Below are 24,714 nucleotides of genomic sequence, written 5' to 3'. Positions count from 1 at the left end.
GGGGCTCACCGCTCGCCGTCGGCGAGCCCCGTCACGGCCGCGTCGAATCCTTCGGTGGCCGCTCGAATCGCCGTGGCCCGCACCGTCTCCGGGGCCGCGCCCGCCAGGATGGCGCGGCGGATCTCGGCGTGCAGTGCGCGATCGAGGCCCGCGAGAGCTGCCGCGACGAGCCGCGGCACGGGATCGTCCGCACCCGCGCCGGTGGCCTCGGCCAGTACCTCGGCGAGGGTGTTCTCGGTCTGCTCGCCGAGTCGCAGCAAGCGTGCTCGCAGTGCCGGGCTGTCGTCGATCAGCTGCCAGAAGGTGGCGGCGGCGGGCGCGAGGCCGAGCGTCGGATCGTCCCGGCGCACCCGGTCGAGGAAGGAGCGCCGCACCGCCGCCGCGGCCGACTCGCCCGGTTCGCGATCCCGCACCGCCGCCGCGAGCCGGTCCACGACCTCGTCCTGACGGTCGAAGAACAGGTCCTCCTTGGTCGGGAAGTAGTTGAACGCGGTATTGACCGACACGTTCGCCGCCCGCGCGACCTCCGCCACGGTGACCTTGTCGAACCCCTTCTCCGCGAACAGCGCCATGGCCGCGTCGGCCAGTGCGGTCCGGGTGGCGGCCTTCTTCTCCTCGCGCAGTGCCAACGATCGCTCCTTCCGGTCGCGGCCAGTATAGGTGTGACACTAAAAATGGTGTGACACCAAAATTCTAGGTACGGTCGGGGCATGACTCTCGGATTCGGCATCTACGCGGGCGGGCTCGGCGGCGACCAGTACGGCAATGTCACCCCCGGACCGCCGGAACGGACCGACCGCATCGCGGCCGCCCTCGACGAACTGCACGGCGAACACCCGTTCGTGGTGCGCGGATACGTCCTGTACAGCGATGCGCGCGGCGGATTCCAGGAGGCCCCGCCACGGCCGTGGCAGTACGCCGGGGCGCGTCGGACCCTCGATCTGGCGGTGTGTTTCCACGAGCCCGGCGACGACCTCACCGGCTGGCTCGCGTTCCTGCTCGAGCAGATTCGCGAGTACGGGCCGGTGCTGTCCTCGCTGCAGATCGCGCAGGAGCCCAACCACGCCGGCCCCGGCGGCAACGGCGACTTCCCGCAGGTCCGGCGGGCCGTGGTCGAGGGAGTGCTGGCCGCTCGCGCGGAGGTGGATCGGCTCGGCCTCGCGGTGCGCATCGGCTGCAACGCGGCGCCGGCCTTCGATCCGGGGCAGGAGTACTGGACGGACCTCGGCCGCCTGGGCGGCCGCGAATTCACCGACGCGCTGGACTATGTCGGGCTGGACTTCTTCCCCGACGTCTTCCGGCCGCTACCGGCCTCGGAATTGGAAGCTGCCGCCACGGCGGTGCTGAGGGGCTTCCGGCGCGACAGCCTCGCCGCCGCGGGCATACCAGCCACGACACCCATCCACATCAGCGAAAACGGTTGGGCCACCGGGCCGGGACGGTCCTACGCGCGGCAGGCCGAGGTGCTCGAGACCGTGGTCGAGCTCGTCGACGGCCTGGCCGACGAACTCGGCATCACCACCTACGAGCACTTCGGCCTCCGCGATTCGTACAGCGACCAGGGCGATATGAACCTCGAATTCGGGCTTCTGCGTTCGGATTACACGCCGAAGCCGGCCTTCGAGAAGTATCGCGAGCTGATCGCGAAGTACAGCGCCCCGGCGTGACCGCCGAGCCCGGTCAGACCGGGGTGACCTCGATGGTGATGTCGGCGGTGCGCAGTCGCTCGGTCAGCGCGTCACCCATGGCCGAGGCGGGGGTGAGGATGCCCGCCAGCTCCGGCAGGTCGTCGAAGGCCAGGCAGAGACCGGCCTGGCCGAGCATGACCGAGGTGGCCTGGTAGCCGGGGTCGCCCTTGCCCGCGAAGGTGCACTCGTACTTGGCGCCCGAGGTGGTGTGGGCGAAGGTGCGCATGGTGAACCAGCCACTGCGGCGGGCCTGCTCGCTCGGACCGGTGCCCGGCGCGGGCACGATCCGGTCGAGCAGCTTGCGGCCCAGCGCCACCCGCGACAACACCGCGCCGGTCGCCATGGTGGCCACGATGCCGCCCGCGATACCGGCGGCGACCAGCGGCGAGGTGGCCGACGAGCCCGCGCTCATCACCTCGCGGTAGCGGAAGTTCTTGCCGTACGGCCAGCCCAGCAGGCCGTTCGAGCGGCGCACCACCTTGCTGTTGTGCGCGCCCATGATGAATGTCGCCACCCAGCCGTTCAGGCTCGGGTCGATGTCCGAGGCCCGGGACCACGCCTGGTCGGACTGGCGGCCGACATCGGGTTCCATGGACTTGTCGGGACTCAGCGAATACGGGTGCGACATGACCGACGCCTTGGCCGGATCCGCGGCGATGGCCTCCATCATGGCGCGCCCGGAATCGATGGTGCCGCCGCTCATTCCGCCCTTGAGCCACGCCACCAGGGTGACGTCGGTGAGCTCACCGGCATTGTCGTCGACGCTGCGCTTGTAGAGCTGGTACACGCTCAGATCCGACGGGATCGAGTCGTAGCCGCAGGAATTGACGATCTTCGCGCCGGTCTCGGCGGCCTTGTCGCCGAACCGGTCGATGCATTCGCGGATGAACAGCGGCTCGCCGGTCAGATCGGCGTAGTGCGTGCCGTTCTCCGCGCACGCCTGGACCAACGGGAACCCGTAGCGCAGGTACGGACCCACGGTCGTGACGACCACCTTGGTCCGCGCCGCCAGCGCGTTCAAGCTCTCCTGATCCGTCGAATCCGCCTGCACCAGCGGCCATTCCGCGGCGAGCGGGCCGAGTTCCGCGCGGACGGCGGCCAGCTTCTCCAGCGAGCGGCCGGCCAGCGCGATACGCGCGCCCGCGGGCGCCGCCTCCACCAGATACTGCGCGGTCAGCTTCCCCACGAAGCCGGTCGCCCCGAATAACGCTATGTCGAATTCCCTTGCGGCCACAGGTCTCACCAATCTGTTCCTGGGGGTTCGGGGGCGAAGCCCCAGAGAGCCCCGCGAGTTGGGGTTGTCACGCCTTGGCGGCGCGCTTGCGGGGCTTCTTGGTGGGTGCCCCGGTGGTGGGCGTGGGAGCCGGTCGGCTCGCCAGCCATTCGTGATGGGCGCGGCCGAGTTCGGTGACCGGGTCGTCCCCGTACAGCCACTCGCGCGCGATGCGATGCCAGTTGCCGGTCGCTTCCAGCTGCCCGAGCATGCCGAAGGTCAGGAAGTCGGCGCGGCGGGAGAACAGGTGCTCGGGCGGCAGATTCTGTTGTTTCATGCCCTCGAAGTCGGTGGCCCGCGGGTCCACCGCGAGGACGAAGGCGCCCGAGGCCAATTCCGGGGTGATGGTGAGTTCCTCGTCCACCAGCGCCCATTCACACGCGGCGAGCACGTATTCCAGGCATTCCTCGGGCGTGATCTCCTCGGGCGACTCGATGACGCCGCGCTGCACCATGAGGTCGCGCAGGTCCTCGGCCCGCTCCTCGGCGGCCGCGCGAATGCAGACGGCCTCGAAGCGCACGTGTTCGGGATCCATCCGGTTGTAGAGCCCGAAATCCAGGAACGCGACCCGGCCGTCGGGGCCGAGCAGCAGGTTGCCGGGGTGCGGGTCGCCGCAGAACTCGTTGAAGGTGAACAGCGAGCCCACGTAGAACCGGTAGATGATCTCGCCGATCCGATTCCGTTCGGCGGCGGGCATTTCCCGGATCTCCTCGAAGCCGCGGCCGGGGAAGTACTCGCTGACCAGCACGCGGGTGGTGGACAGTTCCGGGTAGGTGGTGGGCACCACGATGAACGGGTGCCCGGCGAACAGGTCCGAGATCTGCTTCTGGGTGGTGGCCTCGGCGACGTAGTCGAGTTCGCTCTCCAGGTTCAGCCGCAGCTCGTCGAGCACGGCCGGGGTCACCCAGGGCATGGCGGACTGCAGGATGCGGCGGAACATGGCCAGGTTCTTGAGGTCCGCGCGCACGGCGGTGTCGATGCCCGGGTACTGCACCTTCACCGCGACCTCGCGGCCGTCGTGCAGGGTCGCCTTGTAGACCTGCCCGATCGAGGCGGCGGCGACGGGTTCGGGATCGAATTCGGCGAACACCTGCTCCAGCGGCTGCCCGAAGTCCTCCTCGATGACCGCCCGCATCACGTCGAACGACACCGAGGGCGCGCTGTCGCGCAGCACCGCGAGCCGCCGCTGGAACCGCTCCCGATGCTCGGGCGGCACCAGGTCCAGATCCAGCACCGACAGCATCTGCCCGAGCTTCATGGCGACGCCCTTCATGGTGCCCAGCACCATGACCATCTGCTCGGTGGCCCGGATCATGGATTCCTCGGCCATCCGGGCGCGCACCGCCTCGGATCTGCCGCGCATGGAGCGTCGGGTCTTCTGGGCGCGCAAGGCATTACCGGCTACAGCGATTCCCAGCTTCGTCCCCCGCGCGAGCCTGGATGTGGGCAGCTCTTTCGCCATCAGTGACCCTCCATGGGAGCCAACACCCCCGTTGGTGCCGACATGGCGGAAGCCCTGTGATGTGAGCGTCTCAGAGGGTGCGCTCCGCCGACCTCAGACTAACCACACTGGGAACTCCAGTGCTAGCCGTCAGCTAGCACTGTTTTGGTTGTTCTCCGCATCGGGTAGCACGTGGGGGCGCGAGTTGAAGTAATGGCGGTCGCCGCCCGCGCGGACCATGCCCTCGATGGCGCTCCAGGCCATCATGGTGAGGTAGTCGAGCATTTCCTCGCTGGACATGGTGCGGTTGGAGATCCACCAGTCCGTCGCCAGCTGCACGCCGCCGACCAGCACGTAGGACCACAGCATGGCGCCTTCGGTCTGCAGGCCGCGGTCGAAGGACTTGTCGATGATGACCGCCGAGACCACCTGCGCGAACAACTTCTCGAAGTCGGCGAGGGTGGAGGTGTCGGTCGCCGCGCCGTTGCCCATGATGAACCGGTACACATCGGTGTCCGAATCCACGGTGTGGACGTACGCCGCCAGCGTGTTGCGGACCAATTGGTATTCGTCGAGGTCGTCGCTGATGGCGCCGTAGATGCGCGGCATCAGGGTGGTCTCGATGAACCGTTCCATGGTGGCGCGGGTCAAATCCTGCTTGTCCGAGAAATACCGGTAGAGCACGGTTTTGGAGACGCCGATCTCGGCGGCGATCTCGTCCATTCCGGCATCGCCGCCGCGCTTGCGGATGGCGGCGAGGGTGCCGTCCACCAGTTCTTCGCGTCGGTCGATCTTGTGCTGCTGCCAGCGACGTTTGCGACCGTCCACACGACCCCCGCGTGGACCGGTGGCAGCCTCGACGGCTGCACTCACGCTGCCTTTGGTGGTCACGCTGCGTTGGCTCCTTGTTCGCGTCCTGGGCCTGGGCCTATTCAGCTTAAGCCTCCCATGCTGTGGATCGCCGCCGTTCGGGAAGGGCCCGGTGGCGGGGAGTCCGTCACATCACGCGCCAGAATGGAAGTCATGGAGCAACCTACCGGCAGTGCCGGGGTACTCGAGCAGACCGAGCCGAAGCCGATGAAGACCATGCCCACCGGCGGCGGAGCGTTCGCCGATCTCCTGGACGAAGAGGGTAAGAAGCGCGAGCTGTGGCGGATGAAGGCCATCGCGACGGGCTTCCTGGCCGTGGCCACCGTCATCTACATCGTCTGCGCGTGGATCAGTTCCCGCGGCGGGGGCGGGGAGTGGGTGGGCTACGTCAAGGCCGCCTCCGAGGCGGGCATGGTGGGCGCGCTGGCCGACTGGTTCGCCGTCACCGCCCTGTTCCGGCATCCGCTGGGTCTGCCGATCCCGCACACCGCGATCATCCGCAAGAAGAAGGATCAGGTGGGTGAGGGCCTCGGTGACTTCGTGCGCACCAATTTCCTCTCGCCCGACGCCGTCGCCGTCAAGGTGAATTCCGCGCAGATTCCGTTGCGGCTGGGCCGGTGGATGGCCGAACCGGCGAACGCGGAACGGATCTCCGACGAGAGCGCGACGATTCTGCGCGCGGTGATCGGCGTGTTGCGCGACGAGGACGTCGAGCAGATCATCGACCAGACCATCGTGAAGCGGATCGCGGAACCGCTGTGGGGCCCGCCCATCGGCAAGGTCCTCAACGAGTTGATCGCCGACAACCGGCAGGCCCCGCTGCTGGACCTGCTGGCCGAGCGCGCGCACCAGTGGGCGCTGGACTCGCAGGAGACCCTCGACCGCATCGTGAACCGGGACGCGCCCTCGTGGGCCCCGAAATTCGTGAATTCGCTCCTGGCCGAACGCATTTATCGCGAGCTGGTGGAATTCACCTGGAAGGTGCGGACCCAGCCCGATCACGAGGTGCGGCTGGCCGCGAATCGCTTCCTCGAGGAATTCGCCCACGATCTGCAATTCGACGAGGCGATGATCGAGAAGGCGGAAAAGATCAAGACCGAGCTGATGGGCCGGCGCGAGGTCACCGGGATGGCGCAGGCCACCTGGCGCGCGGCCAAGCGGGTGATCCTGGAATCGGCCGACGATCCGAATTCGACCTTGCGGCGCAAGGTGTCGGAGAACGTCCTGCAGTTGGGCGAGCGGTTGTCCTCGGACCCGGCGATGCGCGATCAGGTGGACGGCTGGCTGGAGCGGGGCGTCCGTTACCTGGTCGCCAACTACGGCGCCGAGTTCGCCGGTCTGGTCAGCGACACGGTGGCGCGCTGGGATGCCGAGGAGGCTTCGCGCAAGATCGAATTGGCGGCCGGCAAGGACCTGCAATTCATCCGTATCAACGGCACCGTCGTGGGTTCGCTTGCGGGCCTTGTGATCTACACCGTTTCGCATTTGCTGTTCAATGGCTGAACAATTGACCAATTGGCGCTTCGGTTGAAGCGCTGAGTGTTTGCCGACCTGGCATCGATAAGGCGTGCTAACAGAGCGCTTGCAAGAGTTAGCACCCCGTCCTAGAATTGGCCCCACAACCGCCGGAAGGTGAGTGATGAAGCACGATCCCGAGGTTCCCGAACCGATCGACGGCGACGCGGCGGAGACGTCCGCCGCCGGAGACCGGTCGGGCCGCGTAGCCAACGCGGCTCACGACATCGGGGGCTTCATTCGGTCGCAACGCGAGGCCGCCCAGGTCTCGCTGCGGCAGCTCGCAGCGCTGGCGGGGGTGAGCAATCCGTACTTGAGTCAGATCGAGCGCGGACTGCGGAACCCGTCCGCCGAGGTACTCGCGCAGATCGCCAAGGGTCTGCGGGTCTCCTCGGAGGTCTTGTACATGCGGGCCGGGTACCTCGAGCAGAGGCCGCACGGCCCGGTCCGGGATGCCCTGCTGGCCGACAACGGTCTGACCGAACGTCAGAAGCAGGTCCTCCTGGACATCTATGAATCGTTTTGCCGGGAGAACCAGGCTAACGAGGACAGAGGGGACGCAACGGAGCTAATGGGGGGCGTTCCCGGGGGAAACAGGGACAACGAGGTTCCGCACCGCACAACCGAAGTTCCGCCACGCCAGGAGAGCGAACCATCATGACCGAATCGAATCTGACCGCCACCGTCACCAAGCCGATCTACGCCACCGTCGGTGCCGGCGACGCCCTCTACGCCGTCGTGACCGACGCCGTCTCGCAGATCCGTGAGCGCGCCAACTCCGCAGACGTGCAGGGTCGCATCGAAGAGGCCCGCGAGCGCTTCGCCAATCTTCCCGCCGACCTGCAGGAGCAGGCCGAGACCCTGCGCCAGCGCGTGCAGGCGCTGCCGTCCGAGCTGCCCGAGGATCTGGCCGAGCTGCGCGAGAAGGCCACCCCCGAAGAGCTGCGCAAGCTGGTCGACCAGTACTACCACCAGCTGCTGGACTTCTACGCCGACCTGGCCGCCCGCGGCGAGGAGACCGTCGAGAAGCTGCGCGCCAACCCGGCCTTCGAGGACCGCATCGAGCTGGTCGAGACCCGCTACAACGACCTGCTGGCCCAGACCCAGGACGTGCTGGGCAAGGTCAGCGACCAGGTCGGCCCGTACCTCGGCTTCACCGCCAAGGAGGAGGCCCCGGCCGACGAGACCGTCGACGCCGAGGTCGTGGACGTGACCACCGAGACCGCTCCGGTCGAGGACGAGGCCCCCGCCGCCAAGAAGGCCGCTCCGGCCAAGAAGGCCGCGCCCGCCAAGAAGGCTGCCCCGGCCAAGAAGGCCGCCCCGGCCAAGAAGTAGGTCTTCGCGTTCCGCGAAAGAGCTTGTCGCCCTCGCGCACTCCGGTGCGCGGGGGCGACGCTCGTTTACGGGGCAGTGCCGCTGGGTTCCGGAGGTCGTGCGGATTCGTGTCGTGCCCGGAAGTCGCGGTGGCCGGGTCGTCGCTCCTATGATGGTGGCGTGATGGGAATACCCGGACTGATTCTGTGGGTCTTGTGGCTGGCCGCGATGGGCATGACCGTGTTCGCCCTCGTGCACGCGATTCGCCAGCGTCCGGATGCCTTCACGGCCGTGGACAAGCTGACCAAGCCGGTGTGGATCGCCATTCTGCTGGCGTCGCTGGGCGGGTTGCTGCTGGGGCAGACCGCGGTCGGGTTCCTCGGTATCGCGGCGGTGGTCGCGACCGGCGTCTACCTGGCCGATGTGCGACCCAAGGTCGACGAGATCCAGCGCGGGCCGCGCTGGTAGCTGTTCCTCCGAGTTTCGGCCGTCACCCGGCTCACCGGGTGGCGGCCTTTTTTGTGCGCTCGATTCCGATTGGGGACTTTTCGGGTGCTTGCACTAGCTAGCACCTGGTACTCCGGGTTACTGTATCTGTCAGTAACACAAAGGAGTGTCCTATGCGGGCAACGCTGCCTCACCCTGCGGACCTCGGCCGGAAGGTCCGTGACCTGGTGCTCGCGCACCGGGCCGACCTGCGCACCCGGACCTACGGCACCGCGGATCTGAATCCGCCCGCCGGACCCTACGAGGTCCTGCCGGTCACCGCCTCCGACGGCGCCCGGCTGCGGGTGCACGCCTACGGTCCCGCCGACGGCGATGTGATCGTGCTGGTGCACGGCTGGACCTGCTGCCTCGAGTACTGGAATCCCCAGATCAACGCCTTCGCCGGTGAATACCGCGTGATCGCCTACGACGTGCGCGGGCACGGGGAGAGCGACGAGGGCACCGCCCCGCTCACCACCGATCAGCTCGCCGACGATCTGGCCGAGGTCCTCGACGCGGCGCTGCGGCCGGGTCAGCGGGCCGTGCTGGTGGGACACAGCCTGGGAGGCATGACGATTCAGGCCTGGGCGGGCCGCTACCCGCAGCGCGTGCGGAAGCAGCTGCACGCGGTGCTGCTGACCAATACCGCGGCCGGTGACCTGATCGCCGAGACCACCGTGGTCCCGTTCTTCAATCGCGGCGCGGTCGCGCTGCCGTTCCGGATGGGTCTGCTCGGGCTGAGCGCGCCGATCCTGTTCCCGCCGGTCAAGCCCGTGCAATGGGTGTTCCGCCGCCAGGTCATGAGCCTGCAGTCGGTCGGCGACATCGCGGACTTCGGCCAAAATATCGTGCGGTCCTGCCCGGCACGGGTGCGCGGGCGGTTCGGAACCCTGTTGTCCTACTTGGACGTCGGGCGCGGCGCGGCCAACCTGACGGTGCCGACCACGGTCATCGCGGGTTCGGCCGACGACATGACCCCGCCGGTGCACGCGGAGCGGATCGTGGCGATGCTCACCGAGACCGGCAGCCTGGACGCCTACCGGGTGCTGCCGACCGGGCACCTGGGCAATGTGGAGGCCTACCGGGAGTTCAACGCCGAACTCGCGCGGGTCGCCGGGGCCGCTTTCGGGGTTCCGGCGAAGGTGGTGGGTGCCTGAGGGGTGGGGCTCGCCCACCCCTGGGGGACCTTATCCGCGAGGTCGCGCACCGCGAACATTGTTGTATAGCAAGAAGATATATACCCGCTTGCTGTTGCAAGCACCCCGGTTAGCGCGATACTGTGGTCGGGAACACAAAGGAGTGCTCATGCTGGTGAAACTCCAGGAGGCGGGCGCGGATGCGTTGACCGCTCCCTTTCGCCCCGGACTGCGGTCCCGCCGCTACAAGACGGCTTCCCTCAACACGCCGCGTCCCGCCGAGGTCATCCCCGTAACCACCCGTGACGGCGCCGAGCTGCGCGTGCACGCGTACGGTCCCGCCGACGGCGAGGTCATCGTGCTGGCCCACGGCTGGTCCTGTGCCCTCGAATACTGGAACCCGCAGATCAACGCCTTCGCCGGCGAGTACCGCGTGATCGCCTTCGATCAGCGCGGCCACGGCGAAAGCGACAGCGGCACCCGGGCTTTCGGCGCCGACCAGCTGGCCGACGACTTCTCCGATCTGCTCGACGCGGTGCTGCGGCCCGGTCAGCAGGCGGTGCTGGTGGGACACAGCATGGGCGGCATGACGATTCAGGCCTGGGCCCGCAAGTATCCGCACCAGGTGCGGCATCGGGCCTCCGCGGCCCTGTTGGCCACCACGGCCGCGCGGCAGATCTCGCACCGCGCCACCGTGATTCCGCTGCTCAACGAGATCGTCCCGAATCCGCAGTCGGTGGCCCGGGTGCTGTTCGGCACCCCGCTGCCGCTGCCCGGCGGCGCGGCGGTCAACAGGATCGCCAAGTCCCGGCTCGCCAATCCCGCGGCCACCCGCGACCAGGTCGACTTCGGCGTCTCGATCGTGCGCTCCTGCCGTCCGTCGGTGCGCGCGGCCGTGGCCCGCGGACTGGTCGAGCTGGACGTGGTCGACGCCGCGGCGGCGCTGACGGTGCCGACCACGGTCGTGGCGGGCTCCTTCGACAAGCTGCTGCCCGAGGTGCACTCGCGCGAGATCGCCGACAACCTCGCGGCCGCGGGCAATCTGGAGCGGTACACCATCCTGCCGACCGGTCACCTGGTGAACATCGAGGCCGAGCACGCCTTCAACAGCGAACTGCACCGGGTCATCCGGACCGCGCGCCGGGGCCCGGCCGCCGTCGCGGGCTGACCCGCCGCACGAACGACAACGCCCGCTCCCGGGAAACCGGGGGCGGGCGTTCGGCTTTCGGGGTCCTATTCGAAGACGACCGTGCGGCGGCCGTGCACCAGCACCCGGCCCTCCAGATGCCAGCGCAGCCCGCGGGCCAGCACCACGCGCTCGATGTCGCGGCCCTGCCGGACCATGTCGCGCACGGTGTCGGAGTGGTCGATGCGGGTGACGTCCTGCTCGATGATCGGGCCCGCGTCCAGTTCTGCGGTCACGTAGTGGCAGGTCGCGCCGATCAGCTTCACGCCGCGCGCGAACGCCTGGTGGTAGGGGCGGGCGCCGACGAAGGACGGCAGGAAGCTGTGGTGGATATTGATGGCCTTGCCCGCCCAGTGCTCGCACAGTTCGGCGGGCAGCACCTGCATGAAGCGGGCCAGCACGACGGCGTGCGGGTCGTGGGCGTCGACCAGGTCCCGCATCTGCTCGAAGGCGGGACCGCGCTCGGCCGGATCCTTCGGGAACGGGATGTAGTGGAATTTGATGCCGTGCGCCTCGGTCATCCCGGCCAGGTCGGGGTGGTTGCCGATGACGGCCTCGATGGTGGCGGGCAGCTCGCCGGAGGCGGCGCGGCCCAGCAGGTCGTGCAGGCAGTGGCCGTCCTTGGAGACCAGCAGCACCGCGCGACGGCGCTCCCCGGAGTCGTGCAGCTGCCAGTCGGTCTCCGGGCCCAGGTCGGCGGCGACGGCGGTGAACCGGTCGCGCAGCTCGTCCAGGTCGAAGGGCACGGTGGCGGCCTTGATGGCCTGCCGGGTGAAGAACCACCCGGTCTCCAGGTCGGAGTGGTAACCCGCCTCCACGATCGACCCGCCGAAATCGGCGATGAACGAGGTGATGCGGGCGATGATGCCGGGACGGTCCGGGCAGCCCAGGGTGAGCACGTAGCGACGGTCGTCCAGGGTGGAACTCATGAGGGACATACTCCCAGCAACCGCCCGGCTCGCGGCACAGGGGTGAAGCACGCCCCGGTCAGAGCTTGTAGAACGCCTCGGCGTAGTGGAAGTCGCCCTTGATCTCGAGTTCGTAGGCGGTGAGGGTGCGGACCTGGAAGTGGGTGGCCCAGTCCGGCTGATCCGGGATGATGCCCACCCGGGCGCCGGGGACGAAGCCGAAGCGCGGGTAGTACTCGAGGCTGCCCAGCAGGCCGACGAGGGGCTCGTCGAGGGCGTCCGCGGCCCCGAGGGCGGCGTGCATGAGGGCCGAGCCGATGCCCGCGGCCTGATGGTTCGGGAGCACCCCGAGCGGCCCCAGCGCCAGCACCGGGAACGGGCCCACGGTCGCGCGGGTGAGGCAGACGTGGCCGACCACCCGATCGTGGACCTCCGCCACCAGTGACAGGGTCGGGACCCAGACGGCCGCGTCGTCGCGCAGCGTGTGCACCAGGCCTACTTCGACGGGGTCGCCGGAGGCGCGGGAGGAAGAGGAATCGCCGTCGGCAGCCGCGGGGCGATCGGGGCTCGCGCCGAAAGCGCCGCGGTGTACCGCGTCGATCGCGGCGGCATCGCCGGTACGTTCACGACGGATCAGCACGCCTACAAGTCTGCGTGACAGCGGCGGCGCCCCGCAACAAAGATGTGCCAAACTCGGTGCTCATGCCGAAGATTTCCCGCTCTGACGTGGCGGAGATGATCGATCACACCCTGCTGTCACCCGATGCCACCCCCGCGGATGTGACCGCGCTGGTGGCCGAGGCGCGCGAATTGGGGGTGTTCGCGATCTGCGTGTCGCCGTCCATGCTGCCGGTGCGCGCGCCCGGTCTGGTGGTGGCCACGGTCGCGGGTTTCCCTTCCGGCAAACATCATTCGCTGGTGAAGGGGGCCGAGGCGCGGCTCGCCGTGGAGCAGGGCGCGGCCGAGGTGGACATGGTCATCGACGTCGGCGCGGCGCGCGCGGGCGAGTACGGCGCGGTGCTCTCCGACATCGTCACCGTGCGGGAGGCGGTGGGAGATCGCGCCCTGCTCAAGGTGATCATCGAAGCGGCGGCGCTGAGCGATGAGGCGATCGTGGAGGTGTGCCGGGCCGCGGAACGCGCGGGCGCGGATTTCGTGAAGACCTCCACCGGTTTTCACCCCGCGGGCGGCGCGAGCGCGCACGCGGTGCGGCTCATGGCCGAAACGGTCGGCGGGCGGCTCGGGGTGAAGGCCAGCGGCGGGATCCGGGACGCGGCGCAGGCGGCGGAGTTGATCGCCGCCGGCGCCACCCGGCTGGGGCTGTCCCGGTCTCGCGCAGTGCTGGAAGGGTTTCCGGTCTAGCGGCGATCCGTCAGCAGAGGATGGGCTGCTGCTGGGCGTTCGGATCCGCCTGCAGCACGGTGTTTCCGCCCTGCAGGGTGATGTGCAGGCCGTCCTTGGTGACCTCGACCTTGTTGGGGGTCAATCCCATCGGGTAGGTCTGCAGGCTCTCGGTCATGAGCTTGACGATGCCCGAGACCAGATCGGTGGGCAGTCCGAAGCCGAGCAGCGACGCCTGCAGCGTCTCGACCTCGATCTTGCCGTCCACGATCTTCGGCTTGACCTGCAGTTGGGCCAGGCCGCCCAGTACCGCGAAGCTCAGTGTGCCGGTGGCGGGATCGGAGGCGGTGGCCGAGACCAGACCGGCCATCGTCTGGGTGATGCCGTCATTGCTCCAGGTGACGTCGGCGCTGGAGCTGCCGACGCTGGCCTGCTTGCCGCCGTCCTTGGTCTCCACGTCGTGGAAGGTGGCGTTCACGACCATGCCCTGGGCCGGGCCGAACTTGGAATCGTCGCTCTTCACGGTGACCTCGCCGACCTTGTGGTCGATCATGGTGAGCAGCAGCGGTTTCCAGCCGAACGAGACGTCGATCTTGGAGCCCATCTGGGCCTCGAACTGCGAGCTGATGCACTTCTCGACCTTGTGGCGGGCCCAGGCCTCGCCGCCGGCGAGCCCGCCCGCGATCAGCAGTGCGGCCACCAGGGCGACGATCAGCAGGGTCTTCTTGCGGCTGCGCTTCGGACCGGACGAACCGGTCTGTCCACCACCGACTTTCGCCGGGGGAGGCGGGGCGCCCGGTGGCACCTGCATACCGCCGGACTGGGTGATCGGACCCGAAGGCCCTGCCGGATAACCGGGTCCGCCCGGCAGCGCCGCGGTCGGACCGGTGCCGTTCGCGAGTTTCGCGGTGTCGGCGGTCGGTGTCGAGCCGGGGCCGGGACGGCCGGTCGCGCCCGCCGCGTAGGCGGCCTCGCCGGGGTGCAGGACCTGGGTGGGCTGGGCGTCGGGGTCGGGGGTGGCCGGGTCGCCGGTGTGAGCGGGGTCGTTCCACCAGTCGGTGGTCGCGTCCTGTCTCGCACCTAGGACCTCGGTGGGGGTGCCGTCCGGTTTACCGAGGTCAACCGGCTGCGCCGTGGAGTCGCCGGGCCGCACGGAGGGGTCGACCGGCTGCGCGGCGGAGGCGTCGCGCTTGGTTGCGTCGTCCGAGGTGGGTTCCGAACTCATGGGGGCGATTCTTCCCGAGCTTTCTGTGTGAGCTCTGTGCATCGTGTGAGGTGTCGGCACACAGGCGCGGATTGTGACATAACACACATGGGTCCGGCTTATCCTGAGTGCCATGGCTGGGAACGCGGCACCGGGGGATCCGGAACACGACTGGGACGCGTTGCGGGAGCAGGCCGGGCGGCACGCGGGATACTTCACCACCCGACAGGTACTGCGCACCGGATGTGAGGTCCGGATCCGCGACGGATTACGCGACGGCAGCGTGCTGCGGTCGGGGGTGGGGCTGCTCCGGCTGGCCGACTGGCCGGACGGGCCGCTCGACGAGTACGCCATGTGGTCGGCCTGGTTCGACGGGGCGGCCGCCGTCTCCCACCACAGCGCCGCCGAACTGCACGGGCTGGGCCGGTTGCGGCCGCGGTTCGTGCACCTGTCGGCGCGGGTCGGGCGGTTCCCGCTGTCGCCGCGGCTGGTCGTGCTGCGGCGCAGTTTCGCGCGCAAGGATGTGGAATCGGCGGGCGCGTTCCTGGTGACCACGCCGCTGCGCACCGTCATGGATCTGGCCGAGGCCGGGATCGGGCAGGCCGCCCTGGACGAGGTGGTGTCCGACGCGGTCGCCATCCACCGCTGCGCCCGGGCCGAGATCCGTTCCGCCAGTGCGGCTCTGGACCCGGCCACCGCGGCCCGGCTGCATCGCGCGCTGGCTCGCGCGCAGGAAGATCACCGCTAGCGTTCGCCGGACGGCATTCCGGGGATCGCGGGGTGCGGGTTTCGAGTTTTGCGGGCGCGCGATTCGTGGCAGGGTGACTGGTATGGGGACCGGTGCTGGCGTGTGGGATCTGGTGTTTCCGCCGGGCCCGCCCGAACGGATCGCGGACATGTTCTCGGCCGCCGTCGTCGCCGACGCGATCCGGCCCTACGACGCCGACCTGGCGCAGTCGGTGGAGACCTGCCGCGACTGGCGGCACGGCTACCACCGCGTCTTCCGGGGAATGACGGCGCTGGCGATCAGCGCGCCCGAGATCTCGATCGGCATGGCCGAGGCCGGGCTGCGCTCGGTGCGGCACATGCTGCGGTTCACCGTCGGCCGCACGGTCGCGGCCCTGGACACCGTCGACGTGGACGCCGCGGCCGACGGCGCCGGGCTGGAGACCGCCGCCGTGGCCGGCGAGGCCGCGGTGGTGAAGCGGCTCGAGGTGCCGTGGCGCGGACTGCTGCTGGCCGAGGACGCGCTGCGGCTGCGCCTGGCCGAATGGCAGACCCACGGCATCCTGGAAGCCGATTTCGTGGCCGCGATCGAGCGGGTCATCGACCATCCGGAGTGGCTGGCGCTGCCCGGTTTCCGGGTCACCGTGACCGGCGCGGGCGCGGAACTCGGGCCGCTGCGGCCGCTGCTGAGCTGGGGCGCGGAAGTGCTCGCGGTCGATCGGCCGGGCCGGGTGCGCTGGGAGCGGCTGCGGGCCGCCGCCAAGTCCGGCGCGGGGGTCATGCACTACCCCGTCGCGGACGGCGAACCGGGCGTCGACATCTCCCGGGGCTTTCCGGCCCTGGCGCAATGGATCACGGCGCACAGTGACGCGCGGCCGGTGCTCGGGCTCTACGCCGGGCTGCCCGGAGCCGCCGGGGTGCGGCTGGCGGTGGCCTCCGACGTGCTCGCCGACGCGGTGCTGCGGCATCACCCCGACGCGGCGCTGGCCATGCTGGGTTCGCCGACCGACACCTACGCGGTCCCGGCGTCGGTGGTGGCGGCCGCCCGGGATCACCTGGCGCAGCGCGGTTTCCGCGGCAATGCGCAGGATCTGCTGCACCGGGTGGCGCCGCACTCGCTGTACCGGCTCAACTACACCCGCCCGATCTTCGACACCGAGGGCGGGGCGTGGGGGCTGTTCGACAATCTGCCCGCGCTGGCCGGGCCGGATTACGCGCTGGCGCAACGATTGCCGCGCTGGCGGGCGGTGCTCGCCGCGTCGGCGGGCTGCCCGGTGTCGTTCACCGTGGCCCCGCCCGCGTGGACCCGTGGTCTGGCCCGCGAGAACGGCTGGCGCGCGGCCGCGTACCGGGCGTCCTCCCGTTTCGGCATCGAGATCTTCGACCCCGCCACCGCGCGGACCCTGCTCGCCGCGAAGCTGGTCGCCGACCTGTTCGCGCCCGAGGAGCCGCGAATATCCAACCCGGAAGCGCTGTTCGCGGCGGGCGCCGCCCACGGCGGTCTGTGGCGGCAGCCCTTCGCGCCGCGGTCGCTGCTCGCGCCGGCCGCGATCTCCGGCACGGTGCGGGACCTGCTCCACAAGCTCCACTGATCCGCGCGTGGGTACCCGCGGATCAGTGCAGCCTGCGGTCGGCCACTGGTGCCCCGTCAGGGGGCCGGAGTGTGGGGACCGTAGGGGGACAGGGTAACTCGCGGGACCCGCTCAGGGCAGGGGAGCGACGGCGGACCAGGGCACCGTCAGGATGTTGTCGCGCAGGCGGCGGCGGTAGGCGCGGAGCGGAAAACCCTGCTCGCGCAGCAGGTTCGCGGCGTGGCGCCAGCGGACGCGGGGGCCGTAGGGGGCCAGCGGCGCGGCGACGGACCAGGCGCGGTCGGCGGCGGTCAGCAGGGTGTGGATGGGTTCGCCGGGGACATTGCGGTGGATGAGGGCCTTGGGGAGGCGTTCGGCGATGTCGGACGGCGTGTCGACGGTGAAGGGATCCCAGGCCAGGGTGAGGGACAGGGGCCGGGTGCGATCCAGCAGGACCCAGGCGCAGCGGCGGCCGAGTTCGTCGCAGGTGCCGTCCAGGAGCAGGCCGTCGGGGGCCAGGCCGGACTGGATGGTCGACCAGGCTTCGGGCACAGCGGATTCCGGATACTGGCGCAGCACATTGAAGGCGCGCACCAGGGTCGGCCGCAGACCCGCGAGTTCGAAACCGCCGCGGGCGAACACCACGCCGTCCCGGCCGGGGACCACCCGTTCGGGATCGATCTCCAGGCCGACCACGCGCAGATCGGGTCGCACGGTCCGCAGCCGGGCCGCCATCTCCAGGGTGGTGACCGGGCTCGCTCCGTAGCCGAGATCCACGACGAGCGGATCCGCGGCGTCCAGCAATCTCCCGGTGACCAGCGGGTCGTGCGTCATCCACCGGTCCCCGCGGCGCAACCGGTTGATCCCGGTGGTGCCGCGGGTGATCGTGCCGATGGGTTTGGTCACCCGGCGGGGTGCTGCTGATCCAGCCAAACCTTCGTCACCTCGGCTTCGGCGCGGAACAGGTCCACCAAATTCACCAGCATGAGCTGTTCGAGCCTGCGCCCGAAGAACGGAACATTGACCTGGGCCCGCGAGGACGTGCGCAGGGTGCAGCCGGTCTCGGTGGCGAACAGCCGCATGCTGCCGCCGAGAGTGCCCGGGCTGCCGGGGATTTCGGCGGTATAGGCGCCGGTCACCTCGGGACCGTACGGCCCGTAGGTCTCCCGGCGGGTGATCACCATGTCCTTGTGCACCACCATCTGCGCCATCTCGGGCAGGGTGTCGCGGGGCAGCACGTGACGTAGTTCGACCCTGATGCCGTCGTCGCCGGACTCCAGGCTGACGATGTCGTTCGGGGAGTGCTTGCGCAGTTCCTCGATGCGGGCGTCCCAGTGCTCACGGTTCGTCATCGCCGCGTACACCTGATGGGTGGTGTGCAACGAATACCGCGCGGAATAGTCGAGTCGGCGGGCCACGATCGCTCAGGTTACTGCCGGGCGACCTCGGTCAGTGAGAACTCAGCCAATTGTCGGTGAACTCGGCCTCGCGCTCCAGCAGTTCGGTGAGGTGCTGCTGGATGGCCGCCTCGATCTTCTTGCCGAACAACGGGATCTTCACCTCGATGGTCGCGTCGACCACGAAGGTGGAGCCGGTGCCGTCCTCGGTGACGGTGAGGCTGCCGGTGATGGTCGCGGGCGCGCCGTCCACGTACGCCTCGACGGTGCCGCCGTTGCCGTGCCAGGTCTCGGTGCGCGGGATGGTCAGACCGTCCGGCTTGATCGCGGTGATCTGGGCGGGCAGTTCCTCGGCCGGGATGGTCTGGACCATGTCGACGCGCACCTGGTCACCGGTGATCGCGATGCTCTCGATGCGGGCGTTGGGCCCGCCGACCGCCTCGATGCGGTCCTTCCAGTACTGCTCGTCGGCGAACGCCGCGCGCACCGCGGCCAGGGGATGTGTCGAGTGCGCAGTGAAGGCCAGAGGTGTCGCCATGGTCGGACACGCTACCGTCTGTGCCTGTGCGTACTTCTCGGGTGGTGTCGTTCGACGACCTGCGGGACCGGCTCGCGGCGACCGGGGCGCGGCTGCGTGCCGGGGTCCCGCTGGCGGAGCTGACGACCCTGCGGGTCGGCGGCCCGGCCACGGTGGCCGACTGCGAGACCACCGAGGCGCTGGTGGCGACGGTCCGGGAACTGGACGCGGCCGGGATTCCGGTGCTGCTCGTCGCGGGCGGCTCCAACCTGCTCATCGGCGACGACGGCTTCGACGGGGTCGTGGTGCGGATCGCCACCGAGGGCGTGGAGATCGGCGCGGACTCGGTGCTCGCCGAGGCGGGCGCGAACTGGGACACGGTGGTGGCGGCCACGGTGGCGGCCGGACTCGGCGGCCTCGAATGCCTGTCCGGCATTCCGGGTTCCGCGGGCGCCACGCCGGTGCAGAATGTCGGCGCGTACGGCGTCGAGGTGGCGAGTTTGCTGCGCCGGGTGCGTTTGCTGGACCGGGCCACCGGGGAGATCCGCTGGGTCGCGCCCGCGGAGCTCGGATTCGGGTACCGCACTTCGATTCTCAAGCACAGTTCCGCCGCGGTGGTGCTGGCCGTCGAATTCGGGCTGCGCGCGGACGGTTCCAGCGCGCCGCTGGGATACCGGGAACTGGCGAACGCGCTGGGCGCGGCCGAGGGCGAGTCCCGGCCCGCCGCCGATGTGCGCGAGGTGGTGCTGCGGTTGCGGGCGGGCAAGGGCATGGTGCTGGACCCGGCCGATCACGACACCTGGAGTGCCGGTTCGTTTTTCACCAACCCCGTTATTCCGGACGAGCGGGTGGGGGCCGTGCGCGCGGCGATCGCCTCACATCTCGGTGCGGATGTAACCGTGCCCACCTACCCGGCCGAGGGCGGGGTAAAATTCTCGGCGGGCTGGCTCATCGAGCGCGCCGGCTTCGCCAAGGGCTTTCCGGGCGACGGGTCTCCGGCGCGGTTGTCGACCAAACACACGCTGGCGCTGACCAATCGGGGCGCGGCTACCGCGACCGATCTGGTGACCCTCGCCCGCACGGTTCGCGAAGGGGTTGCCGAGCGCTTCGGCATCGAGCTGGAACCCGAACCCGTGACCGTGGGAGTGAGCCTGTAGCGGGTGGTGTCCACCACTAGAACAGCGTCCGGGATACACGGTTTGCGGGGGTAGGGTCGAACAAGTGAGTAATCGAGGACTGTCCCGCCGGTCGGCCATGCGTGCCGCACTGGTGGCGTCGACAGCGGTCATCGCGGCGGCCTGCTCGTCGTCGGGCAAGAACGGCGGCACGGCCAAACCTGCCGAACCAGTCGCCACCGTGAAATTGGAACCGGCCGCCGGCGCCGAGCAGGTCAACCCGACCACGTCGGCCACCGTCACCGTCACCAACGGGCGGATCGACCAGCTGGCGCTGACCAACGCCAACGGCAAACAGGTAACCGGCACATTCGATGCCACTCGCAGCAAATTCACGGTGAACGAGCCGCTCGGCTACGGCGCCACCTACACCTGGTCGGGCACCGCCATCGGCACCGACAACAAGCCGGTCGCCATCGACGGCAAGTTCAGCACCGTCAACCCCAAGAAGACCGCCCCCGCCACCGTCAATATCGGCGACGGGCAGGAGGTCGGCATCGCCGCGTCGATCATGCTCCAGTTCAAGGGGCACGTCGAGAACAAGGCGGCCGTCGAGAAGGCGCTCACCGTCACCGCCACCCCGGCCACCGAGGGCTCCTGGGCCTGGCTGCAGGACGACAACGGCGGCTCGCGCGCGCACTGGCGGCCCCGCGAGTACTGGCAGCCCGGCACCACCGTGCACCTCGGCGCCAAGCTGTACGGCCTCGACATGGGCGGTGGCCTGTACGGCGACTCCGATCTCACCTCCGACTTCCGGATCGGCCGCGCCCAGATCGTGAAGGCCTCCGCGCCCAGCCACCGCGTCCAGGTGGTGCGGGACGGCGCGACCATCTTCGACTTCGCGTGCAGCTACGGCGAGGGCAACGAGGACCGCAATGTCACCCGCTCCGGCATCCACGTGGTGACGGAGAAGTACGAGGACTTCATGATGTCGAATCCGCCGTTCTACACGAACGTGCGGGAACGCTGGGCCGTGCGCATCTCCAACAATGGCGAATTCATCCACGCCAATCCGCAATCGGCGTCCGCCCAGGGCAATTCGAACGTCACCAACGGCTGCATCAACCTCAGCACCGCCGACGCCCAGGCCTACTTCCCGACCGCGCTCTACGGCGACCCGGTCGAGGTCACCGGCACCCGCATCCAGCTGTCCGCGGCCGACGGCGACATCTACGACTGGACCATCGACTGGGAGACCTGGAAGGGCCTGTCCGCCCTGCAGGGCGAACCGCACAACCAGATCTCGGCCACCCCGCTCCCGCCCCAGCCGGTCGGCGGTCGCTGAAAACCCTTGCCGTGGTTGCCGACCCGGATAGGGTCGGCGGGTGCGCGCGCTCAGCCCCTCCGAGCGATGGTTCTGGATCATCGACCGGTTGTCCCCGGCGAATTGCGGCGCGCGCATTCGCGTGCACGGGCCGATTCCGGCCGCCCGGCTGGAATCGGCCGCCGCCGCGCTGGTCGCGGAATATCCTCTGCTGCGCATGGGAATCGCGGACGACGCGGGTAGCGACCCGCGATGGCGGCCGCTGACCCGGCCGCGAATTCCGGTGCGACGGATCGAATCCCGCGATGCCGAGGCGTGGGTGCGCGAGCTCGACGCCGAATTGGCGGAGCCCTTCGACACCGCGGCGGGACTGGCGCGCATCACCGATATCGCCGTCGGCGTGGGCACCGACGGCGAATTCCACGACATCGTGCTCACGATCTCCCACATCGTCGCGGACGGGCGCTCCTTGATGGCGTTGCTGCGCAAGCTGATCGGCTACGCGGAGTCGGGCGGCGTCGGCGGGCCGGAGCGCCCGCCGGCCCCGGCCGCGGACGACCTGATCCCCCCGGCGGCCCGCGGTCTCTGGCGGTGGCTGCACACCACGGCCGCCGACCAGGTCACCGCGTTGGTCCAGCGCCCGCACCGACTTCCGGTAGTCGCGGCGCCGATCACCGACCGGCGAACCAGGGTGGTGCACCGCGTCCTCGACCGGGAGACCTCCGCGGCCTTGGTGACCGATTGCCGCCGAATCGGCGTCACCGTCCACGGCGTGCTGGCGGCGGCCGTCGCGGCGGCCGTCGGCGGCGCGGCGCTCGAGCAGATCGGCGCCCGCCGCGCGGCGACCGGGGTCGCGGCGGTGGGGTCGCCGGTCGACTTCCGGGCCGCGCTGCGGCCGGCTCCCGACGCGGACGAGGTGGGTGTGTACGCCCCGGTGCTGGTCGGGTTCGTGCCGTTCGGGCCGGGGGTTTCGCTGTGGGAGGCGGCGCGGTCGGCGAAGCGGCAGCTCGAGCGCGGGGTGCGGCAGGGGCGGCATCTGGCGACGGTGGCGGGGATGCGGTTCGGAACGCCGCGGGGGCTGGAATCCGGTGGGCGGCTGGCGGAAATGGTGGATCGGCGCGCGCCCTGGAATGTGTCGGTCACGAATCTGGGGCGGGTGGAGTTTCCGGAAAGGGCGGGGGCGTGGCGGCTTTCGGGGTTGCGGCTGGCCGCCACGAATTCGTGCGTGAGCGTGCTGACGGTCGCGATCACCACCGCGCACGAGGAAACGCACCTGGGGTTCTGTTACGCGGATCCGGTGTTGTCGCGGGTGCGGGCGGAGGCTTTCGCGGACGCGGTACTGACCGTGCTGGCGCGGCGGCCGGATCCGTCAGTGGCGTTGCAGGCGGGCGCGTAGTTCGGCGCGGTCGGGCTTGCTGGTGCGGCCGGCCACGGGGATCTCGTCGACCACGACGATGTCGTCGGGCAGCGCGGAAACGTCGATGAGGGCGGGTAATTCGCGGCGTAGGCGGGTCTCGACGTCGGTAGCGTGCGGCTCGGTGACGACGGCCAGCACGATGCGCTCGTCGCCGATCTCGTCGGGGATGCCGATCATGACGGCCTCGCGGACGCCCTCGACACCCACGATGGCCGGTTCGTACAGGCCCGGATAGATATTGGTCTTGCCGCGGATCATCATGTCCTTCTTGCGGCCCATCAGGACCAGGGTGCCGCCGTCGAAGCGGGCCAGGTCGCCGGTGGCGATCTCCTTCAGCGGGGGTTCGCCGAGGTAACCGCGGCACAGGTTGGGGCCGGAGAGGATGAGTTCGCCGTCGTCGGCGATGCGCGCGTCCACGCCCTCGCACGGGAAGCCGAGCGGGTCGCCCGCGCCCTCGAAGGCGAGTTTGTCGGCGCCGGAAGTGATTGCCACCGGCAGGATCTCGGTCATGCCGTAGACCGCCAGCAATTCGGTGCCGGGCAGGACCGCGCGGGCGCGGCGCAGCAGCGCGGTGGTGACGGGCGCGCCGCCGAGGGAGATCTCCTCGAGGTGGGCCGGCGCGGGCAGCCGCCCGGCCTCGACGGCGCCGAGGATGGTCGCCAGGTCGGCGGGGGTGAGGAAGGCGTGGGTGGCGCTGTCCGGGCTGCCCGCCGGGCCGAGGGTGCGGGCGAAGCCGAGCGGATCGACGTGGGTGCTGAAGCGGGGATAGCGCGGCATGGACCAGCGCGCCCCCTCCAGCACCGCGGGTAAGCCCATCATCAGCTGCTCGGTGTGCAGGTGCGAGCCGGGCATCAGGGTGGTGGCGCCCGCCACGGCGGCCAGGCCCGCGCCCAGCGAACCGCGGGTGTGCACCACGGCTTTCGGGTCGGCTGTGGTGCCGGAGGTGAAGACGATGAGCGCCTCGGCGTCGGGATCCTCGACGGGCGCGTCCACGGTGGCGCCGGTGGCGGGGCCGGACCAGCCGGGTTCGGAGCCGATCAGGTGGCCGAGCGGGATGGAGCCGCGCGGCGTCCCGGGTAGGCGCGGGCCGCTGTGGATGTGGCGCACCGGTAGCCGTCCGAATTCCGGTAGCGAGAGGCCGAGCCGGCGGCCGTATTTCTGGAGCGGCCCGCTCAGCAGGTAGAGCAGTGATTCGGTGGCGGCCCAGCCGGGTTTCACCAGTTCCAGTCGGCGCGCGAACAATTCGGGTCCGACGCCGGGGTCCACGAACACGATGCTGCCGCCGGCCGCGATGGTCCCGAACACCAGCACCACCGCGTCCACGCAGGGCCGGATGGAGAACAGCATCCGGTCGCCGGGCTCGAAGCCCTTGCTGTGCAGGCGTTTCACCACCAGGCGGATGCGGGCGTCGAGTTCGGCGAAACTCAGCGGCTGTTCGCCGATCATGCCGAGGGCGGGGGCGTCCGGAGTGCGCAGCACCTGCTCACGCAGCAGCGCGACGAAATCCTCCCCCGCGGACGGGTATCCAGACGTCACCGGATGTCCACCAGCTCCGGTTTGTAGCGGTGGTCGGCGTACCAGGCGAGGGTCTTGCGCACACCCCAGGCTTTCACGCGCCGATTCGACCCGTACACCCGCACGTCGCGCCGCAGCCCGTAGTCGGTGGTGAGCGTGCGGACGGCGTTCACCAGCGCCCGGTCCTCGTGCAGCTCCTCGATGGCGGTGCGCGGGAAACCGCCCGCGGCCTCGTACAGTTCGGCGGTGATGGCCATATTGCAGCCGGGCGTCATGACGTAGGGGCCCAGGTAGCGCGGGTCCTGGTTGCCGGGCCGGAGTTTCCCGAACTGCGTGGCCAGCTCGAGGGCGACCCGGATGACGGTGCGGTCCAGCAGGCTCACGCCCTCGTCGGTGCGGGGGATGAGCTGACCGCTGACCAGGCGCAGCCCGGAGTCGAAGGCGGCCCGGATCCGCGCGGTCCAGTCGGGGGCGGGCAGGCAGTCGGCGTCGGTGCGGGCCAGGCGGATGGCCCCGGCCGCGATGGCGTGGCGCATGCCGGTGTCGGCGGCCGCGCCCGTGCCCTTGCGTTCCTCGGTGACGATCTCGATCCGCGGCTCGGGATGCGCGAGGGCGAAGTCGCGCACCACCTTCACGGTGGCGTCGGTGGAGTTGTTGTCCACCACCAGGACGGTGAAGTCCCGGTCCCGCTGCCGGGCGAGCGCCGCCAGGGTGGCGGTGATGCCGTGTTCCTCGTTGTAGGCGGGCACGATCACCCACAGGTCGTTCAT

The 24,714-nt window shown here is 69.9% G+C and carries 25 protein-coding genes; 13 read left to right on the top strand and 12 right to left on the bottom strand.

Going from position 1 to position 24,714, the window contains the following annotated elements:
* Positions 1-5 precede the first annotated feature (5 nt).
* Complete coding sequence (locus ACWEOI_RS11655; RefSeq protein ID WP_452359529.1) at positions 6-629, bottom strand: TetR family transcriptional regulator; 624 nt, start codon at positions 627-629, stop codon at positions 6-8.
* A gap of 81 nt (positions 630-710) precedes the next feature.
* Here ACWEOI_RS11655 and ACWEOI_RS11650 point away from each other — a divergent pair, with 81 nt between their 5' ends.
* On the top strand, positions 711-1,667 hold the full coding sequence (locus ACWEOI_RS11650) for a hypothetical protein (RefSeq protein WP_452359528.1): 957 nt from the start codon (positions 711-713) through the stop codon (positions 1,665-1,667).
* 13 nt (positions 1,668-1,680) lie between these two features.
* Here the strand turns inward: ACWEOI_RS11650 and ACWEOI_RS11645 are convergent, their stop codons facing one another.
* The 3 genes from ACWEOI_RS11645 to ACWEOI_RS11635 all read right to left on the bottom strand — a co-directional run bounded on the left by ACWEOI_RS11645 (position 1,681) and on the right by ACWEOI_RS11635 (position 5,293).
* Positions 1,681-2,922, bottom strand: coding sequence for a saccharopine dehydrogenase family protein (locus tag ACWEOI_RS11645; protein WP_452359527.1), 1,242 nt, complete (start codon positions 2,920-2,922; stop codon positions 1,681-1,683).
* Positions 2,923-2,989: 67 nt separating this feature from the next.
* Entirely contained in the window at positions 2,990-4,423 is a 1,434-nt protein-coding gene (locus ACWEOI_RS11640) for an AarF/UbiB family protein (RefSeq protein WP_433668847.1), read from the bottom strand.
* A 129-nt stretch (positions 4,424-4,552) separates the two neighbouring features.
* On the bottom strand, positions 4,553-5,293 hold the full coding sequence (locus ACWEOI_RS11635) for a TetR family transcriptional regulator (protein WP_433668845.1): 741 nt from the start codon (positions 5,291-5,293) through the stop codon (positions 4,553-4,555).
* Between the two features lie 186 nt (positions 5,294-5,479).
* Between ACWEOI_RS11635 and ACWEOI_RS11630 the strand changes: the two genes are divergently transcribed.
* The 6 genes from ACWEOI_RS11630 (at position 5,480) to ACWEOI_RS11605 (ending at position 10,891) form a co-directional block, all read left to right on the top strand.
* On the top strand, positions 5,480-6,775 hold the full coding sequence (locus ACWEOI_RS11630; protein WP_452359586.1) for a DUF445 domain-containing protein: 1,296 nt from the start codon (positions 5,480-5,482) through the stop codon (positions 6,773-6,775).
* Positions 6,776-6,911: 136 nt separating this feature from the next.
* Positions 6,912-7,448 carry a helix-turn-helix domain-containing protein gene (locus tag ACWEOI_RS11625; protein WP_357090887.1) on the top strand — a complete coding sequence of 179 codons (537 nt, stop codon included), beginning with the start codon at positions 6,912-6,914 and terminating at the stop codon, positions 7,446-7,448.
* Entirely contained in the window at positions 7,445-8,122 is a 678-nt protein-coding gene (locus ACWEOI_RS11620; protein ID WP_404205288.1) for a hypothetical protein, read from the top strand. The genes ACWEOI_RS11625 and ACWEOI_RS11620 overlap by 4 nt, the downstream gene beginning before the upstream one ends.
* Positions 8,123-8,284: 162 nt before the next feature.
* Complete coding sequence (locus ACWEOI_RS11615; RefSeq protein ID WP_357090891.1) at positions 8,285-8,569, top strand: DUF2516 family protein; 285 nt, start codon at positions 8,285-8,287, stop codon at positions 8,567-8,569.
* A 152-nt stretch (positions 8,570-8,721) separates the two neighbouring features.
* Positions 8,722-9,744, top strand: coding sequence for an alpha/beta fold hydrolase (locus ACWEOI_RS11610; RefSeq protein ID WP_452359526.1), 1,023 nt, complete (start codon positions 8,722-8,724; stop codon positions 9,742-9,744).
* Positions 9,745-9,892: 148 nt separating this feature from the next.
* Positions 9,893-10,891 (top strand): alpha/beta fold hydrolase, encoded by a 999-nt coding sequence (locus ACWEOI_RS11605; RefSeq protein ID WP_433668842.1) that lies wholly within the window; start codon positions 9,893-9,895, stop codon positions 10,889-10,891.
* Between the two features lie 65 nt (positions 10,892-10,956).
* Here the strand turns inward: ACWEOI_RS11605 and purU are convergent, their stop codons facing one another.
* Together purU and ACWEOI_RS11595 are read right to left on the bottom strand one after the other, a co-directional pair.
* Complete coding sequence (gene purU, locus ACWEOI_RS11600; protein ID WP_379276993.1) at positions 10,957-11,838, bottom strand: formyltetrahydrofolate deformylase; 882 nt, start codon at positions 11,836-11,838, stop codon at positions 10,957-10,959.
* 58 nt (positions 11,839-11,896) lie between these two features.
* The gene (locus tag ACWEOI_RS11595; RefSeq protein WP_452359525.1) at positions 11,897-12,457 is read right to left on the bottom strand and encodes a GNAT family N-acetyltransferase; all 561 of its coding nucleotides are present in this window, start codon (positions 12,455-12,457) and stop codon (positions 11,897-11,899) included.
* 62 nt (positions 12,458-12,519) lie between these two features.
* Between ACWEOI_RS11595 and deoC the strand changes: the two genes are divergently transcribed.
* Complete coding sequence (gene deoC / locus ACWEOI_RS11590) at positions 12,520-13,179, top strand: deoxyribose-phosphate aldolase (RefSeq protein ID WP_433668837.1); 660 nt, start codon at positions 12,520-12,522, stop codon at positions 13,177-13,179.
* Between the two features lie 10 nt (positions 13,180-13,189).
* Here the strand turns inward: deoC and ACWEOI_RS11585 are convergent, their stop codons facing one another.
* Positions 13,190-14,383 carry an LmeA family phospholipid-binding protein gene (locus tag ACWEOI_RS11585; protein WP_433668835.1) on the bottom strand — a complete coding sequence of 398 codons (1,194 nt, stop codon included), beginning with the start codon at positions 14,381-14,383 and terminating at the stop codon, positions 13,190-13,192.
* Between the two features lie 112 nt (positions 14,384-14,495).
* On the opposite strand from ACWEOI_RS11585, the gene ACWEOI_RS11580 reads away from it, so the two are divergent.
* Both ACWEOI_RS11580 and ACWEOI_RS11575 read left to right on the top strand, forming a co-directional pair.
* Positions 14,496-15,110 (top strand): hypothetical protein, encoded by a 615-nt coding sequence (locus ACWEOI_RS11580; protein ID WP_357090904.1) that lies wholly within the window; start codon positions 14,496-14,498, stop codon positions 15,108-15,110.
* A gap of 82 nt (positions 15,111-15,192) precedes the next feature.
* Entirely contained in the window at positions 15,193-16,680 is a 1,488-nt protein-coding gene (locus tag ACWEOI_RS11575; protein ID WP_452359524.1) for a hypothetical protein, read from the top strand.
* Between the two features lie 111 nt (positions 16,681-16,791).
* Here the strand turns inward: ACWEOI_RS11575 and ACWEOI_RS11570 are convergent, their stop codons facing one another.
* From ACWEOI_RS11570 to ACWEOI_RS11560, 3 genes are read right to left on the bottom strand one after another with little or no spacing between them, the layout of a single operon-like run.
* Entirely contained in the window at positions 16,792-17,565 is a 774-nt protein-coding gene (locus ACWEOI_RS11570; protein ID WP_433668831.1) for a class I SAM-dependent methyltransferase, read from the bottom strand.
* Positions 17,562-18,077, bottom strand: a complete 516-nt coding sequence (locus tag ACWEOI_RS11565) for a DUF2505 domain-containing protein (RefSeq protein WP_433668829.1) — start codon at positions 18,075-18,077, stop codon at positions 17,562-17,564. Before ACWEOI_RS11565 ends, ACWEOI_RS11570 begins: the two co-directional genes overlap by 4 nt.
* Before the next feature lie 31 nt (positions 18,078-18,108).
* A complete protein-coding gene (locus ACWEOI_RS11560) occupies positions 18,109-18,594 on the bottom strand; it encodes a DUF2505 domain-containing protein (RefSeq protein WP_433668827.1) in 486 nt (161 codons plus the stop codon).
* A 44-nt stretch (positions 18,595-18,638) separates the two neighbouring features.
* Between ACWEOI_RS11560 and ACWEOI_RS11555 the strand changes: the two genes are divergently transcribed.
* The 3 genes from ACWEOI_RS11555 to ACWEOI_RS11545 all read left to right on the top strand — a co-directional run bounded on the left by ACWEOI_RS11555 (position 18,639) and on the right by ACWEOI_RS11545 (position 22,408).
* The gene (locus ACWEOI_RS11555; RefSeq protein WP_379277017.1) at positions 18,639-19,730 is read left to right on the top strand and encodes a UDP-N-acetylmuramate dehydrogenase; all 1,092 of its coding nucleotides are present in this window, start codon (positions 18,639-18,641) and stop codon (positions 19,728-19,730) included.
* A 97-nt stretch (positions 19,731-19,827) separates the two neighbouring features.
* On the top strand, positions 19,828-21,033 hold the full coding sequence (locus ACWEOI_RS11550; RefSeq protein WP_433673502.1) for an Ig-like domain-containing protein: 1,206 nt from the start codon (positions 19,828-19,830) through the stop codon (positions 21,031-21,033).
* Positions 21,034-21,073: 40 nt separating this feature from the next.
* On the top strand, positions 21,074-22,408 hold the full coding sequence (locus ACWEOI_RS11545; RefSeq protein ID WP_452359523.1) for a phthiocerol/phthiodiolone dimycocerosyl transferase family protein: 1,335 nt from the start codon (positions 21,074-21,076) through the stop codon (positions 22,406-22,408).
* Here ACWEOI_RS11545 and ACWEOI_RS11540 read toward each other — a convergent pair.
* Both ACWEOI_RS11540 and ACWEOI_RS11535 read right to left on the bottom strand, forming a co-directional pair.
* Positions 22,382-23,965 carry a class I adenylate-forming enzyme family protein gene (locus ACWEOI_RS11540; protein WP_452359522.1) on the bottom strand — a complete coding sequence of 528 codons (1,584 nt, stop codon included), beginning with the start codon at positions 23,963-23,965 and terminating at the stop codon, positions 22,382-22,384. The two genes, ACWEOI_RS11545 and ACWEOI_RS11540, sit on opposite strands and share 27 nt — an antisense overlap.
* Positions 23,962-24,714, bottom strand: a complete 753-nt coding sequence (locus tag ACWEOI_RS11535; RefSeq protein ID WP_433668823.1) for a glycosyltransferase — start codon at positions 24,712-24,714, stop codon at positions 23,962-23,964. Before ACWEOI_RS11535 ends, ACWEOI_RS11540 begins: the two co-directional genes overlap by 4 nt.

The sequence above is a fragment of the Nocardia sp. NPDC004340 genome (genome assembly GCF_053602575.1).
This window is presented reverse-complemented; position numbering and strand designations above follow the sequence as displayed.

Coding starts and splice junctions, on each gene's coding strand:
- ACWEOI_RS11650 (WP_452359528.1), top strand. CDS start 711: ATGACTCTCGGATTCGGCATCTACGCGGGCGGGCTCGGCGGCGACCAG.
- ACWEOI_RS11640 (WP_433668847.1), bottom strand. CDS start 4,423: ATGGCGAAAGAGCTGCCCACATCCAGGCTCGCGCGGGGGACGAAGCTG.
- ACWEOI_RS11630 (WP_452359586.1), top strand. CDS start 5,480: ATGAAGACCATGCCCACCGGCGGCGGAGCGTTCGCCGATCTCCTGGAC.
- ACWEOI_RS11625 (WP_357090887.1), top strand. CDS start 6,912: ATGAAGCACGATCCCGAGGTTCCCGAACCGATCGACGGCGACGCGGCG.
- ACWEOI_RS11620 (WP_404205288.1), top strand. CDS start 7,445: ATGACCGAATCGAATCTGACCGCCACCGTCACCAAGCCGATCTACGCC.
- ACWEOI_RS11615 (WP_357090891.1), top strand. CDS start 8,285: ATGGGAATACCCGGACTGATTCTGTGGGTCTTGTGGCTGGCCGCGATG.
- ACWEOI_RS11610 (WP_452359526.1), top strand. CDS start 8,722: ATGCGGGCAACGCTGCCTCACCCTGCGGACCTCGGCCGGAAGGTCCGT.
- ACWEOI_RS11605 (WP_433668842.1), top strand. CDS start 9,893: ATGCTGGTGAAACTCCAGGAGGCGGGCGCGGATGCGTTGACCGCTCCC.
- purU (WP_379276993.1), bottom strand. CDS start 11,838: ATGAGTTCCACCCTGGACGACCGTCGCTACGTGCTCACCCTGGGCTGC.
- deoC (WP_433668837.1), top strand. CDS start 12,520: ATGCCGAAGATTTCCCGCTCTGACGTGGCGGAGATGATCGATCACACC.
- ACWEOI_RS11585 (WP_433668835.1), bottom strand. CDS start 14,383: ATGAGTTCGGAACCCACCTCGGACGACGCAACCAAGCGCGACGCCTCC.
- ACWEOI_RS11580 (WP_357090904.1), top strand. CDS start 14,496: ATGGCTGGGAACGCGGCACCGGGGGATCCGGAACACGACTGGGACGCG.
- ACWEOI_RS11575 (WP_452359524.1), top strand. CDS start 15,193: ATGGGGACCGGTGCTGGCGTGTGGGATCTGGTGTTTCCGCCGGGCCCG.
- ACWEOI_RS11560 (WP_433668827.1), bottom strand. CDS start 18,594: ATGGCGACACCTCTGGCCTTCACTGCGCACTCGACACATCCCCTGGCC.
- ACWEOI_RS11550 (WP_433673502.1), top strand. CDS start 19,828: ATGCGTGCCGCACTGGTGGCGTCGACAGCGGTCATCGCGGCGGCCTGC.
- ACWEOI_RS11535 (WP_433668823.1), bottom strand. CDS start 24,714: ATGAACGACCTGTGGGTGATCGTGCCCGCCTACAACGAGGAACACGGC.